The following is an 18,504-nucleotide window of genomic DNA, read 5'->3' as shown; positions in this document are numbered from 1 at the left end:
ACCACTTCATGACCCCACCCCCCTGGCGCCAGGTCAACGTGGTGTTCCCGGACTGGGAACGCGCCGAGGCCACCGCCATAACCGAACTCGCCCCACTCCTCCGTTCCGCAGAGGCCGTCGGAGCCATCACCACGTGGTTCATCATCCGCAAGCACCCCTGCTGGCGCATCCGCTACATACCTGTCACCGACGCGCAGAGCCCTGTAGACCAGCGCCTCGATGAGCTGGTCTCAGCCGGGCACACCAAAGGATGGACGGAGATCATCTACGAGCCCGAGGTGCACGCCTTCGGCGGCGCCCCGTCCATGAACTCCGCTCACCGCTTCTTTCACCGTGATAGCCGCGATCTTCTGGAATTCCTCCGCAGTGACACCGCTCGACACAGACGCGAGACCTCCCTGATGCTGTGCAGCCTCATGATGCGCGCCGCCGGCCTGGACTGGTACGAACAGGGCGACGTCTGGGCGCGCGTCGCCGCCCACCGCGCTCTGCCACCCGGCTCCGAGCGGGACAGCAACGACCAGCTGCACACCGCCGTTCGCCGTCTGCTCTCCGTAGACCCGCAGTACGCGACGCAGCCGGGCGGCCCACTGTCAGCGGCCACCGAATGGGTCTCGGCCTACACCGAGGCCGGAAGCGACCTGGCCCGACTCAACGAGGCCGGACAGCTCCACCGCGGGCTCCGCGATGTCCTCGCCCATCATGTGATCTTCGCCTGGAACCGACTCGGCCTTCCCTACGCCACGCAGGCCACCCTCACGGCAGCCGCGAAGACCGTCATCTTCGGCTCGGATCCCGCCACCGAGAGGAGCAAAGCAGACCGTGTTGAAGCTCCCTGACGACATCGCCCGGCGGTTCCCGCTCGTCGCGCGTCCCCGCCCCGCCTGCCTCCCGCTGCTTCAGCGAGTCCAGGCATTGGCCGACCTCGCGGACACCGCTCGGAAGCAGAACGACCCAAGCGTTGCCTCCACGGTCTACAACCAGGCCGCGCTGATCGCCTCGGACATCGGTCTCCCCGACGCAGCCCGAACCATGTGCACACAGCACGCTGCCGCTTACCTGCACGCCGCGCCGTTGTCCCCCGACGCAGCCGTACGTGCTCTCGAACCGGCAGTCAACCTGGCACGCCTCCAGCTTCGTGCCGGGCATCGAGACACAGGGCGCCAACTCCTCTTGACCCTGTTCGACGGCGTCACCCACGCAAAGCCCGCGCAGGTCGAGAGCATCACCGTCCCCGCCAACCTCGTGGCCACCGACGCCGACCGCAAGCAGGTGCGCACCTGGCTATGGGCGGTCCTCCTGGCCGACGGGACACGCGCACTCACGAGCGCCGGCCGCTGGAACGATGCCCTCAACCACATTCAGCAGCACCGCGGCCTCGCCCAACGGATGCTTGACGGCCGTCAAGTCGCCGTTCTGGCTGCCCTCACAAACGGCGACGCCACCCACGCCAACCACCTGCTGACGGGGACAAAGCCCGGAGAACCGTGGGAGGTCACCGTTACGGACTGCCTGACGGTGTTATTTCTCCGCGCCGCCGGACGACCGTGGCAGCGCCCCCTTCAGGACCTCGTGACCACTTATCTCGATCACCCATACCTGGAGGGCCTGGCAGCGTTCCACGCCCGGCTCGGTCTCGTCGTACTGGACCTGATCGACTCCCCCGAAGATCCTGCTACACGCCAAGTGGTCGCTGACCTGCACCGTCGAGCGCTCAAGACGAACGACGGATACGCCGCACGCGATGCCCTCTCGCACCCGCTGTCCCGAGAGCTGGCCACCGACCCGGAAGTGACGGACTGCCTGCGACTGCTGAGCGCCTGCGCCCTGCAATCTGGAGTTCTCCCTCCGGAAGTCCGGGCTCGAATCGACAGCGCCTTGCGGACGAGTCGACGCGTCATTCAGGGGACTCTCGGCCCTTCGACCTCTACATGACTGGCGTGTCTGGGGCCGCTCCCGGAGGCTGATGGGGCTGCGAGAAGTCCGCTGTGGTGGGGCCGGCGTACGGAGATTCGGGCTTCCGAGCGGACGGCTCCAGAGACTCTTCGACATCGGCCTGGTGCTGCCCACGCTGAGTCCGACACGACAGTTCCCCTTGAAGCCCGGATGCTCGGTATTCGGAACCGCGAGCGACACCCAGCATCTTGGCTGCCTCGGAGCGGAGGCGCTTGGCGCCTTGGTTGTCCTTCTCTTGGGCCCGTCGCAGGAGGGCACCCTTTTCCTCCGCGGACATGTTCGCCTCGGTGAGCACGGTTTCGAATTCACTGGTGGGGCCTGCGGCCTCAGCCAGTTCGCGGAGCTGCTTGTTCAAGTGCTCCAGTTCGCGCCCAGCCTGTTCATGGCCGCGAAGCAGTTCGTCACGATCGCCTTCGACGGTGCTCCGGGCATCCCCACGCAACACTGGCCGCCCGAAACGGCCGGTGGCAGCCAGCTGCTGTTCGAGCCCTTCAAGCCGTTCCTCGACATCGCGCAGACCAGCGGTCCGCGTGGCGATCGTCTCGGTCAGCGACTGAACTTCACGGATTGTCGCAGCACGGTGGGCAACATCCTGGTGTCGACGGTTGAGGGCGAGCACGTTCGGGCCTGTTCCTGCTGCGGCTTGTTGTTCGGCGCGATCGGCTGCTGTCTCTGCCCTTTCGGCTGCCGCTCGCGTGGCGCGGGTAGCAGTGGCTGCCTTGCGGATCGCGTCCCGCAGGGCAGTGTTGCTGAGGTGTGCGTACGGGCGGTCACCTATCTGTGCGGTGTCCGGGGCCGAGGCCGGCCCCGCGGGCCGCTCGGCGACGCTCGGGCGTCGAACCTCGGGCTCCGGCACGTCCTCGTGGCCATCTGCCTCGTGCGGGTCACCAACTCCGGGAGCGCGTGGGGTCGGCAGATCGGCAACGACGTCCCGGACGCGAGCGGGGACGGCGTTCACCGGGAGTTCGGTGAGGATCATGCGTTCCTCAGTACCGGTCTCGATCTCACGGATGAGGCCCGCGACCGCGCGGTCAAGCTGTTCCTGCTCGGTAAGTGCGTCGCCTCCGCGGGCACGGTCAGCATCGGTCTCGTAGACGGACAGCGGCAAGAAGAGGTGAGACTCCTTCTTGTCGCGGCTCATCATCGTGTAGAGGGCGTTCGCCTGCGCGCCGGGACCGTAGACCAGGGCCTCTTGGACGCTGAGGCCCTGGGACTTGTGGCCGGTGATCGCGTATCCGAGGCTGAGTCCGCCCTGTGCGATGTAGTCGGCGTCGACCCATTCGGCAACGTCACGGTGGCCGTCGGTGGTCTTCTCTCGCCACTCGACCAGCACCCGGCGTTCCTCGTCCACGGCCCGCACGATCCCGCGGAGGCCGTTCAGCACGTCTTCGTTCTCGCCTCGGGTCCGCTTGGCCCGGTAGTCGTTGGTCCGAAGGAGGACCTGGTCCCCCACGGACAGCATCAGCTCGCCGCCGCCGGGCAGTGCGTAGGTGTGCTCGGGGCCGGTGAGGTCGCCGTTCTCCTTACGGAGGGCGCGGGCCCCGACGTTCAGTTCCTCCACGACCTCGTTGGTGGCGGCGAGCATGAGGAGCTGCTGCACGGCGGTGTGGTCGTCGGTGTGCGCGGCGCGCTTGTCCGCCCAGATGGTGAGCATCGCGGCGAGGGTGGCGTCCCTGTCCGCGAGTGCGTGCACGCGGCCGGTCCCCGCGAAGGTACGGAGTGCTTCCACGCGGTGGTCGTCGCGCCACAGTTCCAGGGCCCGGCGCTCGATCGCGTCCTTCTGCCGGAAGTTCTCGGTGAGGCTGAGTCCGCCGACGATGTGGTGCACGGCGGCGAAGGAACCGCCGATGCCGGGCGAGTGCAGCTGCTTCGGGTCGCCGATGCCGACGATCTTCGTGCCGGTCTTCGCGGCGTGGGTGAGGAGTTCGGCGATGTCGCGGTCATCGCACATGGCGGCTTCGTCCACGACCAACACGTCAACGCCGGTGAGACCGGGGCCGCCGGTGCGGATGCCGGTGAGCCAGGACGCGAGGGTGCGGGACTCGATTCCCGCCTCGGCCTTCAGGTTCGCGGCGGCGACGGCGGCCGTGCTCGCGCCGGCGACGACGAGCCCGCGCGACTCCCACGCGGCACGGGCGGTGTTCATGATCGTGGTCTTGCCGGCTCCGGCGATGCCCACCACCGCGTCGATTCCGTGCCCGGCCGTAAGCAGCCGTTCGAGGACGGCGCGCTGTTCGCCGGAGAAGGCGAAGCTGCCGCCGTGCTGGGCCTCGACGGTGGACAGGGTCATGTCGACCGTGTCGCGGCTGATGACGGCGGCCTGCGTGTCGAGCCGGTTCGTGGCCTCGGAGATGATCAGCGTTTCCGCCGCCACGACGTCCGCCGTGGTGTACCGGTCGGCGTGCGTGAAGTGCTGGGCGCCCTTCGGGTTGAGCTGGACCGCGTATCCGGCGTGACGGAGTACGGAGGTGGTGAGCTGTTCGGCCTCGGCGGCGTTCGCGACTCCGTACGGCAGGGCATCCAGCACGGCGGCGATGGCGGCGGCGTGGGTGAACTCCTTGGAGTGGCTGGTCAGGCCGGTCTTCGGGTCGAATACCTGGGCGCACAGCTCGTCCAGAGAGGGGTTCCGGTCCGCTCGGGCCTGCTGCATCGCGCCGACGGCGATGGCGTCGGGATCGTCACCCGCGGCACGGCCTTCGGTCTGCCAGTAAGCGCGCAGCACGTCGTCCCTGACTCCGGCGGCCTCGCCGTTCTTCGCGGCCTTGGACGCGGTGGAGGCGGCGGTGCGCTCGCGGGTAGTGGCGCTGTCGTAGTCGATGCCCAGCTTGGACAGCAGGTCGCGGACCCGGCTGTCGCGCTTGCTGAACAGGCGGATCGTGGCCTCGGGAATCGCCGCGATCTCCCATGCGCCGGTCCGCTCCTCGCGGCGGAAGCCGATGCCGAACGTGTCGGTCAGCTCCCGGCGGATACGGGCGTTCATGAGGGACTGGGTCGCGCGGGTGTGCCGGTGGAGGTCGCGGCCCCCACTGGCCATCGTGGACCACTTGCCGTCGGTGCCCTTGACCATGTTGGCCAGGGTGAAGTGCAGGTGGAAGTGCGGGTCACCGTAAGGGGCGCCGTCCACGGGCCGGGCGGCGCGGTGGATCATCATCCAGCCGGAAAACCCGCTCGTGGCCACGGTCGCCGCTTCGTCGCCGTCGCCGTGGCGACCGCGCATGCCGTACGCGGTCCACCGCTCCAGAGCGGTGATGGACTCGCGGCCGGCGGCCGTGTAGATGCCCTCGACCTGGGCGGCGATCTCCTCGGGAGCGTACGCGAGGAACGCGGACTTCGACTTCGCCAGGTCCAAGGTGACGTCGGCGCCACGGTTGCCGACCTGCACGCGGCCTTCGAGGAGAGCGGCCTTGATCTCCTCGGCGTCCCACACCTCCTCGGGCGCGAGCCCCGCCGCCTTGGCCATCGCGACGGCTTCGCGTACGTCCATCGGCAGATCCCGAAGGCGCCGTGCACCTTCGCCTTCGGTCTGGGCGTACCGGCGCTTCATGGACGTGGCGGTGAACAGGTCGCCGGGCTGTTGTCCGGTCTCGGCTGCGCGGGATTCGACGGCGCGCAGGAGTGCGCGGGCGTCCAGGTGGCCGCCCACCTCGGCGGCCACGGCCCTCTCCAGCGTGTCTTCGCCGTACAGGTCGACGGCATCGATGCCGACGGCGTCGGCGAGCTTCAGCACGGTGGAGGCGGGGACGCGGTGGGATTCCCCGAACCGTTTGAGCTGGTTCTCCATCCGGCGGTAGGCGTCCTGCTTGCGCTTGGAGTCCAGCAGGGAGGCGGGGTTCACGCTGCGTTCGGCGGCGGCGCGCCGGATGGCGCGGGCCAGCGGGGCGGCGGGGAGCTTGGCGGCCGGCGCGATGGCGAGCTTGGGTTCTACGAGGGTCTGCCCGGTTCGAGGGTCCTCACCGTGCATGAGGCGGCGGGCAGCCTGGAACTGCTCGGGGGCGAGGATGCTGCCGCGGGTGATGTCGAACTCGGTGAGGCCGTTTCCGATCCAGACCAGGGGGCGTTCGCTGGCATCGAGGTGGTAGTCCACCTGTCCGTCGGTCGCTGGTTGGGGAAGGGCCTGGTCGCCGTAGAGGTCGCGGGCATCGAGTCCGGCGGCAGCAGCGACTTCGACGGCGTCGAACCCGGTGAACCGCGCCGTGCCCTTGCTGCGGAGGACACCGCGGGCACGGAAGAAGGAGCGCTTGGCCTCGCGGGAGCCGAGCAGGGACGCGACCGGAGCGCCTGCCGCTTCGGCCTTGGCCTCGATGGCGGCGACGAGGGGTGCCGCGTCGACCGTGGTGGACTTCCCGCAACCGTGACCGCCGGTAAGCCGATACTCAACCTGTTCATCGGACGGGCCGATCATGGTTACCCACCCCAACGGCCCGCTCACCCCCCGTACAAATTCGATCAGACTCGGTCATCTTTGCCGATTGTATCGTCACGAAGTGACGATACCTTGGTCCTCTAATCTTGGATCGTCTGTGCGAGGGGCTGTCGGCCGCTCCTCGCGATTACCGCTCTCATCTGCTGTTTCGGCATCATCGATGCCGGATCGATTCGCGCTGTTACCTCACTGCTGCTTCGTGATCTCCCTCGTCACGCGAAACCTCGGGCGTATGCGACGCTCGTCGTCTTCCGGGCGAAGAAGTGGCGGCGGGGCCGAAACGGAGAGCACAGTGAGTGGGATAGGTCAGCGCATAGCCGGAAGGACCCCGCGAGTACTCGTCCAGAGGCTGGGGCGGCGGCTGCGCAGCAAGCCCGCAGACAGGCAGGCTTGGTGGGCGACCGCGCTCGTCTTCCCCCTCGTCGGGTTCCAGCTCACCATGATCGTGCTTGGGCAGACAGGTTGGTCCATCCTGGGTCTGGGACTGTCAGTGGCCGGCGCCATAGCCGCTAGCTGGCTGATACGCCCGTGGTTTGAGGAGTTGCCGCGGAAGGAGCAGCGGCGTATCACGGCGGTCCCACTCATCGCGTACATCGCTGCGGGCGGGTTGTGGGTGGTGTGCTGCCTGCTGCTCGCACCCGAGAATCGCGCCCATGCAGGATTGCTGCTGTTCCTGGTGTGGGGGTATCACTCGCTGTACGGATCGGGAGTCGAGCCGTCGAGTTCCGCGTACGAGCGGCTACCTGGACGGCTGCGGCGTGCTGCCCCGCTCCGCGTGGCGGTCAACTGGACGGGCCTCGCGGGCGTGCTGCTGGTGTTGCAATCCCTACGGGAGGAGAGCAATTCCCCCACGGTCTTCCTGGCCCTCATGGGCACGGTCACCCTCGCGTGCGTCGGCGCATCGATCAAGGTCTTCATTCGCGTGCATCGCCTGTCCGCGAGTCTCGACCAACATGCCGCCAAGATGATCTTGGAGTTGCGGAAGCTGCGTGAGCTGCCTGACGACAAGCGGCGGGAGCAGAAGTTCGCCGCGGAGGAAGCGTGGGACACCCTCCACCGGACACTGGTCAACAAGATCGACACTGGGCTAAGCGTCTCGGGCGTCTTCGTGCTGCCGAGCAAAACGATCAGGGAGCTGCACCACCAGGTTCACCATGCGATCCGGACCGCCGGAACGGACGACGCTGCCCATCGCAAGGTCATCGCACGGCTTCGAATCCTGCGGATCGCCTGTGCCGGCCGGACGGACACTCTTGCCTGAACCCGGGACGCCACAAGGTCTGACAGGCGGAATTCCCGTACTTGCGATGCTTCACTGGAGAACGGTGTCTACCCAACGTGGAGATGACGTAGCCTCTCGTCCGTGAGTGACCGTCTTCCGAGCGACTCCTTCGGGGAGGATTTCGGCATGCTGTTGGCGACCAGCATGCTGTCCGTAGGTCTCGATCTAAGCCGTGTGGGCCTTCTACACACGGCCGCCGTTCGTCTGCGCGACCTGGCAGATCCCTGGCTCATTTTTGAGCCGAAGACTTACTCCCGCAGCCTTCCAGAAGATCTGGAAGTAGGCCGCTACCTTCTCCGTACCGCCGAGGAAGCCTCTGGCTTCCCGTGCAGCGTTTCCAGCCTGCTACATGAGCAGGACCCCGCGCAGGCCGCCAACGTTCCAGTGGTGATCGATGGCCAACACCGGTTCACGGGACTGATGTCCGTCATTCGTCACACCGCGGGATCCGGCAAGACAGCAACGATGGTGCTGACTCTTGCCGACCTGCTGACTCAGCGGGTGGGCCGTGTCAACCGTCACGGGCACCGTCCCACGGCGGCTGAACTCGGGGGCATCGCCGACGCCGCCCAAGCCCTCTCGGCCCTGTTGCTGCTTCTCGCGCAACGCCTTCTCACCGGCTGCTTCGAGTTCCTGGAAGAAGTCGTCGCTGTCCCGCCCACCGCGTCCTCGCCATGCGGTCTCCTGCGGCTGGCCGCCCCACGAGTGCCCCGGGCTCCGGGATCGATCCAGCTTCCCGGCCCGACTGAGTTCGCCCTCGCTGCTTAGCCCTTGCGCGGGGGTGCCAAGACCCTCGTGAGGTTGATCGTGAAGATGCCCCCCTGGTTGTTCCACTGGGTGCTGCTCTATCTGCTGTTCTTCTCCATGCTGCTGTGGCCCGTGGTCTTTTCGTGGTACGGCGTGCGAATCCTCCAGGTCGCACGCCGCATCCGGTCGTGGACGTCGCAGATGAAGGGGCAAGTCGTCACCGCGACCCGGCGGCGGCTGTGGCGCTGGCTTACGGAGTCCACCGCAGATGCCCCTCCGGAGGAGGAGCCGTCGGCCCCTCCGTTGGACCCGCGGCCTGAGCGGACGCGATGAATATGGGAGGGTCCCCCACCCGCACAGGGTGAGGGACCCTCCCCCTGCACCGTCTACTTCACGGGCCAGTCCCCGAAGGGCACTGGTGTCTGCCCGGTGGCTTCGCGAACGGCCTCGTCGGTTCCGCACGCAGTGCAGACGAACACGACGCGGTCGGTGGTCAGCCGAGAACGCGCCGGCCGGTGACCGAGCGGGCCGGCACAGCGCGGGCAGCGGGTGTCGGGCACGGTTACTCCTCGGGGTGTTCGCGGGCGGACTTCAGGATCAGGTTCCAGACGGTACGGGAGTACGTCTTCTCCGTCTGCGTCTGGAGGGACTCAATGAGATCAGCGTTCTTGGCGCCCGGATTCGCGGCGAGTGCCTGTCTGGCGAGCGTGAGCCGCGGGTCACCCTGGTAGGGGTAGGCGACTGCGCGCCGGCCACGAGGTCGTCCGCCGGCGTGCCCGCGGCCCTTGCGGTCAGCGAGGTACTGCCACAGCCTCCAGCGCTTCCACTTCGGGCGCCGCCGGGTTGGAAGCTCGTCCCAGTCGTCGGGCTCGGGCCACCCCTCGGGCGGGTTCTTGACGTAGTGGGAGACGGTGGTGGAGTCGGCGAACCCACAGACCTTCGCCGCTTCGGCGGGACCGACCATCTCTTCCGGGTCGCCGTCGAGCTTCGGCGGATTGGTGGTGCTGGCGGCGGCGCGCTGCCGTTGAAGCTCGTGGTGCCACGTCGCCCATACGTCGCCGTCCCAGTGCATGACGCCGTCGATGGTCTCCGCGACGGGCGGGTGCCCGTTGTTCTCCCGGTCGGTCCAGAGGTTCTGAAGGGTCGGCTCACTGATGCCGTGTACCTTGCGCAGGTCCGCGCGTGAGTAGAGCGTGCGGCCGGTCTTGCGGGGCACGGTCGTCTCCTGTTCTTGGTCGGGGTCGTGACCGCTCGGCCCGGTCACTGGATTTCGTCCGGGTCTGGGGCCGGCGTCCACGTGCGGCTGCCAGCCGGTTCGAGCCGGGTGAGGGTGGCTATGTCAGCCAGGGGCACGGCGGCGGCCCAGTCGGCGCGGTCGGGGTGGTCGACGGGCAGGTTGAGCACGAGGTGTCGGCCGGTCGGGGGGAAGTCCTCGACGATGACGAAACTGTCGGCGGGATCAGCGCCGATGTTGTTACCCCTCGTTAGCTGGGCGATATCGCCGGGCTGGGGACAGTCGGGGTGTCGGTCACATAGCATGGTGTGGTCTTTCTGGTGAGAGAGACACCGACGGCCAGCGCCTTGTTGCCCTTGTGCGCTGGCCGTCATCTGTTGTCTGGGGTGCGTGACGCCCGGAGGGCGCACGGCCGGTCGGAGGTTGCCCGCTCCGTGATGGCGGAGTAATTAAACCACCTTTGGCTTGAGCGGGGTGGGGCCCTGATCCGGAGGACGGCGGTCTTCAGAAGAGGGCTTCCTGATCTGCGGGGCCTCGGCCCTGGTCGCGCGGTGGCCGGGTGACACGGAGTTCGTAGCGGGGGCGTCCCGCGTGCGGCGGGAGGTGGGCCTCGCGGCGGTGCCGTCTCCAGGCGACGACGGGGGCGCCCTGGTCAATCCAGCCCGCCGGGTACCCGGTGGTGAGCTGAGCCCAGCGGCTCGGGCTCCGCGGGACGGCCCACCGATCCTCGACCGTGGTGATCGGTGGCAGCGTCCGCCAGCCGGGGAAGCAGTGGTCGTGCGCGTCCTCCACCGCCTCGTTGTCACCGTCCCCGAATCCGTCGCCGGAGTGCATGGGGCCTTCCCACTCGCACGCGAGACACCCGCCGCGGAACTCCTGCTCGTCTCCCCGGCGGCCGGTCGGCCGGCTACGGGAGAGCAGGGTCGGGGTGTGGTGTACGGGTGGGTCCAGCTCGTGGCCGAGGTCGCAGTACGCGCCGCCGGGGTGGCCGGGCTGGATGTGCCACGCCTGCCCGGCGCTCGCTGGTGACTGGCGTGTCCGCGCGTTGCGCACCCGCCAGTAGAACGTCTGCCGTGCCCGTGCTCCGGTCGGCTCGATGACGGTAGGGGTCACGACGTTCCACCTCTGGCAGCGGCGAGCACTTCACGGAGAGGATCGGCGAGTACGGCCTGTTCGTCGGGGGCGTCGAGGAACCGCGGCCCGTAGGCGCGGCGCACGGCGCGGCGGGCGTCCTGGTGCCGGTCGAGTTCCGGGTAGTACGGCGATCGGTCGAGCACGTCATAGCCGTGCTGGGTGAGCACGTCGGCGATGAGCGATCGGATCTGTACGGGGTCGAGGGCCGAGAGGTCGGTCTCCACGGGGGCCGCGAGGAGTGCGCGGATCAACTCGGTCGCGCTGAGCCGGGGATGAAGGGGAACGCTGAGCCGGTGGACGCCGTCCCGGCTGGGGGTGGCGGCTCCTCGGCGGCTCGGCGTCCTGGTGGTGCTGCGAGCTTTTGTCGTCTCGTCCATGGTTCTGGCCTTCGAAGGCTCGGTGTGCGGAAAGGATGGGCGGATCAGGGCGGTAGACGGCGCCATGCGCGGATAGAAGGCCCTATGCGGCGCGCGCATGGGCCGCGCGGATGGCGGCGGTACGTCCGGGCTCGGCACTCCACCGGTCGATGACCTCTCGGTGCAGGGCCTTGGCGGCGGGGTCGTCCGCGTCGACGGGGTGCCCGGCGAGGATTTCCGCGAGGATGGCGAACGCCTGGTCACGGGCGCGGTCGATGCGGTCCCAGTCGTACGTCCGGCCGGCCGCTCCCCGCCCACGGCCGGCGGCGACTTGAAGGGCGCCGCGCGGCCAGCACGGCAACGTGGCTGTACGGCCGGGGCCGTCGAACAGGCGCGGGCCCTGGTGGATGCCAACGTGTTCGATGTGGCGGGCGGCCCATTCCAGGATCGCGGCCGGGGTGTCCGCGATGACCATGCTTTCGGTGTTGTGGCGGGTCGGCACGGTGCTGTCCTCGGGAGAGCGGGGGCGGTGGCGGGCTGCCGCCGCCCCCGAATCGGCTGCTAGTGGTAGGCAGGGATCAGTCGGCGGACCTTGTCCTCTCCGATGCACCCGCCCTTGTGGCGGCGCGCGCTCGGCGGCTCTCCGTTGCGCCCGCGCAAGTGGCTCCAGAACTTCGGGCCTTCCCAGTCACACAATTCACAGCTGAGGTACCAGTGGTTATCGCTGCCGGGAAACCCGGTGAGGACCGCCCGCCAGTGGTAGGCCGCGAGTCCCGCGAACGCGATCTCGGCGCCTTCGATGTTGCGATCGGTGACCGGCATCCGCGGGTGCAGGAGGGGCACCGGTCCGCACAACGGCGTGGGAGCCTCGGCAAGCACCTGGTCCAGGGGGACGGCGCCGATCCGACCGGCGGCGTACTCCTCGGCGAGATGGGCGGCGGCCATGTCGGTGCCGGGAGTCCCCTTGGGCGGACGGCGGAGGTTGCGTTCGCCCTCGGTGGTAAGGACGAGCCAGTCACGGTGCCATCTGTAGGCGCGGCCGATGACCTGGTCTTCGCCGACGATCACGGGGTATCGGCACTGGATGTCGGGGGGGCCGACGCGGTACGCCGGGACGGCGGTGCTGCCCTCGGTCGCGGGGACGATGAGTCTGCCCGCTTCGGTGTCGGGGACGGTGAGGGTCGCGGGTCGTTCGAGGAGTTGCGTGGTCATGGTGGTGCCCTGTTCTGGTGAGAGAGGGGCCCGCCCCGGCGCGCTCGGCCACCGGGGCGGGCGGGGGCGTGGTTACGCGGCCGAGGCCGGCGGGGCGGCGGTCCACTCACGGCGCGGGGTGATGCCCAGCTCGTTGAGGACCGGGGCGTGGCTGCCGTTGTCCGCGACCCATTCCCAGTCGGCGCCCTCGGTGCCGGGCCGGTCGGTCCAGGTGAGCATGTAGGAGCGGCCGGAGGTGCGGGGGTCACCGCATACGGCTTGTGCTTCGCGGCGGGACATCGCCCACAGGGCACGCCGCTTGCGGGAGCGGCTGGAGCCCTTGGAGGCGATCAGCACAAGTGCCATGCCGTCCAGCCAGTTCGTACCTGCGGTGGGGGCCGCCGCGGGGGTCGGCTTCGCCGCCGGTACCGGTACCTCGACCGGCGCGGTCTGCTCAGTCTGCTCGTGCTGTTCCGCGGTTTCGGCCTGGGGCGGCTGCTGCATCTCGGTGGCGCTCTTGCGCCCGGACACGTCGTCGTAGGGGGCGGTCCATGTCCAGTCGTCGTGCTGGTTTCCGGTGGCGCGGACGATGCGCTTGCCAGTGCCGTTGTGGATGTGCGGAATGGTCACGGACTTCGGGTTGACCCGCAGGACCTCGTACGTACCGCGGTAGAGAACGAAGTCCCCGCGGGTGAAGTCGGCCTTCGACCACACCTTGAAGCCCTCGGCTTCGGCGTCCTTGATGACCTTCTCCCAGTGGGCGATTTCCTCGGTCAGCTCCTGGTGCTCGATCTCCAGCTCCGGGCCTGCCGGGTCCCGGGAGAACCCCTTGGCGGACTCCCCGCGCTGCCACTTCTCAACCGCGCGGAGGTCGGCCCGCAGCTTGTCGAGACGGCGGAGCGTGCGGCCGGGGTCCTTCTTGAACTGCTGGTAGTTCGCGGCGGCCTGCGCCCGGCTGGTCCAGTGGGCGGCGCGGTCGCTCTCGCCGATGCTCTTGCGCATCGCGTCGTCCATCCGCGCGTGATCGCGGCGGGCGCGGCCCTCGGAGTGGTGACCGATGAGGATCGGCTGACCGAAGGCGAACCGCTTGGATATGTCGTGACTCTTCTTCCACGCGGCCTCGGAGGACTGGGCGGCGCTGGCGGCGTACCCCCCGAACCGATCCGCGCGGCCTTCGGCCTTCTCCTCCCGCTCCTCCTCGGCCTCGCTGAAGCTCCGGCGGTCGGCGTTGTCGATGGTCAGCGTGACCTCGAACCCATTGTCTCGGAGTCGCTGCGCGAGGAGTTCGAGCGAGGGGGTGTAGGTGGCGTGGTCGCGGCTGTGAGGGAGGTACCAGCAGTCAAGGTTCCTGCTCCAGCGGAAGGGCTGGCGCTGAGTGCGACCGTACTCACGGAGTCGCAGGATCTCGGCCGATCCGTCGCCCCGGCTGGTCCCCTCGATCAGGGTTCCTTCTCGGCGGGTGTGTGTGATCTCGATAGTCACTGAACTGGCCTTTCCTGGTGAGAGTTTGTGGCCCGGCCGCAGGGCGGATCGTGCGTTGGCAGCGGCGCTGCACCACCGGCGCGGGCCGTGAGGGACGATCGGCTCGCGGGTCGTCGCGCCTGCGCGGCGACAGGGGCAGTCGCGCCCCCGCGGGGCGCGTCCGCTGCGGTCCGGTGCCCGTCGTCGGTCGGCGGAGCCGCCTGCGGCGGAGTCGGCCGGCGGCGGTGAACGCACCGGACCTGTCCTGCCGCCCCGAAGGGGTGTCCGCTGGGGGGCTGGCGGCCTGCCGGTCCGGAGGGTTGCCCTCCCCCGGACCGGCGGGCCTCGGTGTCAGCTGCGGTGGAGCGCGTGAAGGGCGGCCGGGTCGGCGTCGGCCAGTCCGGTCCGCTCGCGCCATGCCTGGCGGACGGCGGCGCGGAGCGCGTCCCCGTCGTCGTAGGCGAACCGACCCCGGCGCAGGCTGCGGACGATGTCGCGGAACGTGTCGCCGTGCATCGTGGTCAACGTGTCGTCCAGCGTGGTCAGCTCGTGCGGGAACATCGCCTGGACGCTGGCTCCCGGCTGCGGGGCCCCCTCGGTGAAGAACCAGACCACGGACATGGTGGCCTCGTCCGCGAACTCCGGCCCGCCGAACGGGCCGACGACGACGGCGGGACGGGTGTCGAGCTGGTGGCCCCGGTGCCAGGGTCCGGCGATCACGAGCGTCGCGGTGGGGAAGTCCTGGACGGTGGGCTTCTGGTCGGTGGTGAGCATGTCGCGTCCTGTCTGGTGAGAGGTTCCGCCGGGGCCGGTCGGCCCCGGCGGGGGTGTCGGTCGGGGGGTTGCCCTCCCCCTTCCGACACCATTAATTAAACCATGTTCTTGGGTTCGGGTCAACCGGTCACGGCAAGTTCGCGGCGGTGCTCGGCGGCGGCCCTGACGGCGCGGGCGATGGCGCGGCCGGTCTCGATGGCCCGTACGGCGGACTCGTGAACGGGGGGCTTCCTGTCCTGAGTGATGATGCCCGCGAGTGGCGGCATGACGGCGGGGCCCGGAGTGATTCCGAGGATGAGCGCGGCCACGTGCGCGGCTGAGGCGACCTCGGCGGCGTGCTGGCCGGGAAGGGGCGCGTCCGCCTCGGTGATACGTCGCCACGCGTGGCCGTACAAGAGGATACGGACGGCGTTGTCGGGGGCTTCCTGGGTGAAGTCGAACCCCCCGGCCTGCTCGGGGTCCTCGTGATACTGGTCACGGTACTGGTTCACCAGGACATCGCGGATGACCTCGGCGGCGAGCGGGGCGGCGGCGGGCGGCTCGTAGGCATCGCCGTCAGTCTGGCTGATGTCGAATACCGGCCCGGCCTTGAAGCCGGACACCTTGCGCGCCTCGCCCCCGGCGGTCTTGTCGGCGGCCTCTCGCTGCATGCCGTCGGCGACTGCGGCCGTGGCCTCCTGACCCCCATCGGACCGCCGCTTGATCGGCGTCCAGATACGGAGAGAGGTGGAGCCCTTGGCCGGGAAGCGTCCGAGCTTTCGCCAGTCACCGGAGCTGAGTATGTGGGTGGCGTTGGGGTGCTGGGCGGCAACCGCGATGCAGTTGGTAGGGCTGCGGTCGTCGCGGTCCGTGTGGGTGAGGTTGGCGGCCGTACGCATGACGGCAGCCCAGAATTCCTCGCTACCGACCATCGCGCCGTACGCACGATCCATGACGGCTTCGAGTTCGCCGCGCATCTTGGCGGAGTAGGCCCGGCGCTCTTCGTCGGTCATCTTCGGCTTACGGGGCATGTCACGGTTCTCCTGGTGAGAGATAGGCGTCCGGGGCCGGCTGACCCTCGGGGTGTCGGTCGGGGGGGTTGCCCTCCCCCTTCCGACATCATTAATTAAACCATGTTCTTGATTGTTCGGCAACCCTCTAAATCCAGTACAACCCTGCTTCGTTGCTCACTGCCCGGTATGCCGCTATGACCTCGTCCTCTATTTCTGTCCAGTGTTCGAGGATATCGGGGGCGGTCTTCTGGTCGCTGGCCGCGTGCTTGGCCCTGCGCCACTCAATGGCGATTTTGAGCGTGCGGAGTTGGGAACGAGTCAGCTCCCATCGGCCAGAGTCGGGGAGTTGATCGCCATAGGCCATTACTCGGGCGTTGTTGATGTGCTCGGTACTAGCCCACACATTTTGCTTGGCCTGGAGCGCAAGGGCGCGTTTGAGAGTGCAGCGAAGGTGTGGGGCCTGCACGATCCATTGCGGTTCGATGACGAATATGTCGGCGCTCATCGCTGGGCCTTTCTGACCGGGGCGGCGCGCTACGGAAGCGCGCCGCCCTGAAACGTTGGGAATTAGAGGGCGTATCCGTCGACGTATTCGCCGTACTCGCCTTCGGGAGTCTGGACGCTGGGAAGAAAACGGCTCACCGCGAACACAACGGCGTCGGCGATAATCCGGGGCACGTCGTTGAGTACGAGGCTCACCGCGTCGCCGTCGAGCCCGATACGGACCTCTCCCGGTTCAAGGTTCATGTAAACGAAAGCGGATGTGCCATCGACTCGGGTCCGGGCTCCGGGGAGGCGGGCGGAGAGATCGCGTGCGGCCTCCTCGACATCCCGCCGCGTCTCGGCCTGTGCGCGGTTGTGCTCGGTCACCCGCTCGTGAACGTCACGGTGCGTGGGGATGAGGTCGGCGGCGATCCGGGCCGCGATGCCTGCCGGGTCCTCAGTCATGGCGACTCGGACGGTGTCGCGCTCGCCCCTGCGGAACGGGTAGTCGGTGGCGGGGAATGCGCCTCGGATGTGCAGGTGACCGGGGTCGTCGAACCGCTCGGAGAGGTGAAGCTGTCGGCCGTCCAGGTGGGTGAAGGTGGCGGCGTGGTCCAGCTCCTGGACGCCGTGGCGCGCGGGCTGCGGTCGCCAGTTCCCGCCGAGTTCGAGGGCGATCGGGTGGGCCAGCTCGGCGACAGTCAGAGGCGTGTTCATCGCTTGTCTCCTGGTGAGAGGGGTTGTCGGCGGCCGGTCGGCCTGCCGCGTGCCGGTCGGGGGTTGCCCTCCCCTTCCGACATCACTAATTAAACCATGTTCTAAGGGTTGGGTCAACCCAGATATGGGCTCTGACTTGCCCTTTTCTCGTTCCGCCGACCCGCACCCGCTCGGCCGGGCCCGGCCACAACGGGCCTGGGCGGGGTTCCCTCCTCGGTCGGACAGCTCCGCCGTATCAGGGTTCCGGGCGCGGTGTCCTGGCTCGCGTAGCGACCGCGCAGCGGCTCGGCATGGACGCCGCGCCCGGGTTCCTGATACGCCCCCTGGGTGTCCGACCGAGGAGGGAACCCCGCCTCCACCACCCGCACCACGACGCTCCCGCACCCAACCAATCCGCCCCCACCCCCTCCGAGGAGGACCCGCCAGAGGCAAGGAATCACTGACGCCGGCCAAACAGACCGAGCTCGTTTCGTAGTGTCACTTGGGCGGCCGACCGCCCATCACTCAGAGTTTTCAGACTCTTTGAACGCCTCGTAAGCATGCTTCGCCGCCACGCCAAGAGGATTAGCGAAGAATCTGATATCAGGGTTCCCAATGATCTGCGCAATTATGTAGTGCATCGTTAGAGCGGAGTGCACCAGAAGGTAGATCGCGTTAAGCATGGTTGCGCGAGCTTCTTTAAGGTCTTCCTCTTCGGGGTCTGACACAAAGACATCATCCCATCTCGAAAAGTCTATGCGCCTCAATACCGACGTAGGACCTGCATGGATCGAGCTATTACCTTGCAGGTAAACGGACCTGAGATCCTGGATTCCTGCAATTCGATCAATCTCGGCAAATTGAACCCCGCCACGCCTTCCCGGGAATAGAGGCAACGCCCACCCGTTCGGTTTGAAGAATTCACGCCCCCACCGATCCATCGCCCTTCGTTCGAGGTCTGGAATTTGCGCATCTGGAACCTCAACCCCTCTGGGGAGGTTCGCCCCCGCGGACGATCTTTCCTTTTTAGCCTCAACCGCTGACCACGCACAATAGCGCTCGATAATTTCGAATTCTCCCACTTGTTCAGCATTGGACAAGGTGTTCATTACTACGAGATTTTCGTACAGACTCCGCAACCTGGAAGCAGCCCCATCAGGATACCCTTGCCTAGTGAGCAACAGAATCTCGGACGCTATGGCGCAGGCGCGGGAATTCAACGAGAGAAACATGAACGCCTTCAACCCAAGTCCTCCCACGCCTTCAGTTCCCAGGAGGCGCGAATTCCTTTGGTGTTCCTCTTCGGCATACCACTCAAAAACTGCATCGCCAATCTCATGCAAGAACGCGTCAACAACTACCAAGAGTTCCTTGAACTTCTCAAAACCACTCCCCAATCGACCTTCATTTGCTCGCCGAACGCGCATATCATTAAGTGATCTCACTTTCCTTCGCTTGCGCACTTCCTGTCGGAATTGAGCAAGGGCTTTTGGGGCAATTTTCTCAGCGTCATCCACAATGTCATAACCAGTCAACTCCAAGATTTCCTCTATTGAATCTTCGGAAATGTTATATCCCGCTTTCATGCGCTCCCAAAGACGCCGATTGACGCGCCTATGGAGCTCGACAAGAAATAGTGAATCTTCGTATCTCATTTACACCTCTCCTGTAGGTAAAGCCCTCCAGGATACTGGGGTGCCACGTCCCATGCATCCGTTTATCTGCTTTCGGTGAGACGCATCACCCCCTGTCTCGCAGCTCTGGACCGTGCCGCC

At 67.5% G+C, this 18,504-nt stretch carries 18 protein-coding genes; 5 read left to right on the top strand and 13 right to left on the bottom strand.

Annotated features, from left to right (window positions below):
• Positions 1-8 precede the first annotated feature (8 nt).
• Complete coding sequence (locus tag ACFY32_RS26890) at positions 9-839, top strand: thiopeptide-type bacteriocin biosynthesis protein (protein WP_390675479.1); 831 nt, start codon at positions 9-11, stop codon at positions 837-839.
• Entirely contained in the window at positions 823-1,935 is a 1,113-nt protein-coding gene (locus ACFY32_RS26885) for a hypothetical protein (protein WP_390675478.1), read from the top strand. Before ACFY32_RS26890 ends, ACFY32_RS26885 begins: the two co-directional genes overlap by 17 nt.
• Here ACFY32_RS26885 and ACFY32_RS26880 read toward each other — a convergent pair.
• Positions 1,928-6,358: an AAA family ATPase gene (locus ACFY32_RS26880; protein WP_390675477.1), complete on the bottom strand. Its 4,431-nt coding sequence runs from the start codon at positions 6,356-6,358 to the stop codon at positions 1,928-1,930. The genes ACFY32_RS26885 and ACFY32_RS26880 overlap by 8 nt on opposite strands.
• 460 nt (positions 6,359-6,818) lie before the next feature.
• Here ACFY32_RS26880 and ACFY32_RS26875 point away from each other — a divergent pair, with 460 nt between their 5' ends.
• From ACFY32_RS26875 to ACFY32_RS26865, 3 genes are all read left to right on the top strand, one after another.
• Positions 6,819-7,640, top strand: a complete 822-nt coding sequence (locus tag ACFY32_RS26875) for a hypothetical protein (RefSeq protein ID WP_390675476.1) — start codon at positions 6,819-6,821, stop codon at positions 7,638-7,640.
• A gap of 102 nt (positions 7,641-7,742) precedes the next feature.
• Positions 7,743-8,429: a hypothetical protein gene (locus tag ACFY32_RS26870; RefSeq protein WP_390675475.1), complete on the top strand. Its 687-nt coding sequence runs from the start codon at positions 7,743-7,745 to the stop codon at positions 8,427-8,429.
• Positions 8,430-8,462: 33 nt separating this feature from the next.
• Positions 8,463-8,741, top strand: a complete 279-nt coding sequence (locus ACFY32_RS26865) for a hypothetical protein (protein WP_390675474.1) — start codon at positions 8,463-8,465, stop codon at positions 8,739-8,741.
• A 229-nt stretch (positions 8,742-8,970) separates the two neighbouring features.
• Here the strand turns inward: ACFY32_RS26865 and ACFY32_RS26860 are convergent, their stop codons facing one another.
• From ACFY32_RS26860 to ACFY32_RS26805, 12 genes are all read right to left on the bottom strand, one after another.
• Entirely contained in the window at positions 8,971-9,624 is a 654-nt protein-coding gene (locus ACFY32_RS26860) for a hypothetical protein (RefSeq protein ID WP_390675473.1), read from the bottom strand.
• 44 nt (positions 9,625-9,668) lie between these two features.
• Positions 9,669-9,947, bottom strand: a complete 279-nt coding sequence (locus ACFY32_RS26855) for a DUF6211 family protein (protein ID WP_390675472.1) — start codon at positions 9,945-9,947, stop codon at positions 9,669-9,671.
• Positions 9,948-10,146: 199 nt separating this feature from the next.
• Positions 10,147-10,755, bottom strand: a complete 609-nt coding sequence (locus ACFY32_RS26850; RefSeq protein WP_390675471.1) for a DUF6349 family protein — start codon at positions 10,753-10,755, stop codon at positions 10,147-10,149.
• Positions 10,752-11,153 (bottom strand): DUF6181 family protein, encoded by a 402-nt coding sequence (locus ACFY32_RS26845; RefSeq protein WP_390675470.1) that lies wholly within the window; start codon positions 11,151-11,153, stop codon positions 10,752-10,754. Before ACFY32_RS26845 ends, ACFY32_RS26850 begins: the two co-directional genes overlap by 4 nt.
• Before the next feature lie 82 nt (positions 11,154-11,235).
• Positions 11,236-11,634 (bottom strand): DUF6197 family protein, encoded by a 399-nt coding sequence (locus ACFY32_RS26840; RefSeq protein ID WP_390675469.1) that lies wholly within the window; start codon positions 11,632-11,634, stop codon positions 11,236-11,238.
• Positions 11,635-11,693: 59 nt separating this feature from the next.
• Complete coding sequence (locus ACFY32_RS26835) at positions 11,694-12,344, bottom strand: hypothetical protein (RefSeq protein WP_390675468.1); 651 nt, start codon at positions 12,342-12,344, stop codon at positions 11,694-11,696.
• Between the two features lie 72 nt (positions 12,345-12,416).
• The gene (locus ACFY32_RS26830; protein ID WP_390675467.1) at positions 12,417-13,805 is read right to left on the bottom strand and encodes a DUF3560 domain-containing protein; all 1,389 of its coding nucleotides are present in this window, start codon (positions 13,803-13,805) and stop codon (positions 12,417-12,419) included.
• A 330-nt stretch (positions 13,806-14,135) separates the two neighbouring features.
• Positions 14,136-14,558 (bottom strand): DUF6409 family protein, encoded by a 423-nt coding sequence (locus ACFY32_RS26825; protein WP_390675466.1) that lies wholly within the window; start codon positions 14,556-14,558, stop codon positions 14,136-14,138.
• Positions 14,559-14,677: 119 nt separating this feature from the next.
• Positions 14,678-15,568: a hypothetical protein gene (locus tag ACFY32_RS26820; RefSeq protein WP_390675465.1), complete on the bottom strand. Its 891-nt coding sequence runs from the start codon at positions 15,566-15,568 to the stop codon at positions 14,678-14,680.
• Between the two features lie 127 nt (positions 15,569-15,695).
• On the bottom strand, positions 15,696-16,055 hold the full coding sequence (locus ACFY32_RS26815; protein WP_390675464.1) for a hypothetical protein: 360 nt from the start codon (positions 16,053-16,055) through the stop codon (positions 15,696-15,698).
• Positions 16,056-16,117: 62 nt separating this feature from the next.
• On the bottom strand, positions 16,118-16,750 hold the full coding sequence (locus ACFY32_RS26810) for a hypothetical protein (protein WP_390675463.1): 633 nt from the start codon (positions 16,748-16,750) through the stop codon (positions 16,118-16,120).
• A 500-nt stretch (positions 16,751-17,250) separates the two neighbouring features.
• Positions 17,251-18,384, bottom strand: a complete 1,134-nt coding sequence (locus tag ACFY32_RS26805; RefSeq protein WP_390675462.1) for a DUF5677 domain-containing protein — start codon at positions 18,382-18,384, stop codon at positions 17,251-17,253.
• Positions 18,385-18,504: the final 120 nt, after the last annotated feature.

It is taken from the genome of Streptomyces sp. NPDC000134 (assembly GCF_042899225.1).
In the GTDB taxonomy this organism is placed as follows: domain Bacteria; phylum Actinomycetota; class Actinomycetes; order Streptomycetales; family Streptomycetaceae; genus Streptomyces.
This window is presented reverse-complemented; position numbering and strand designations above follow the sequence as displayed.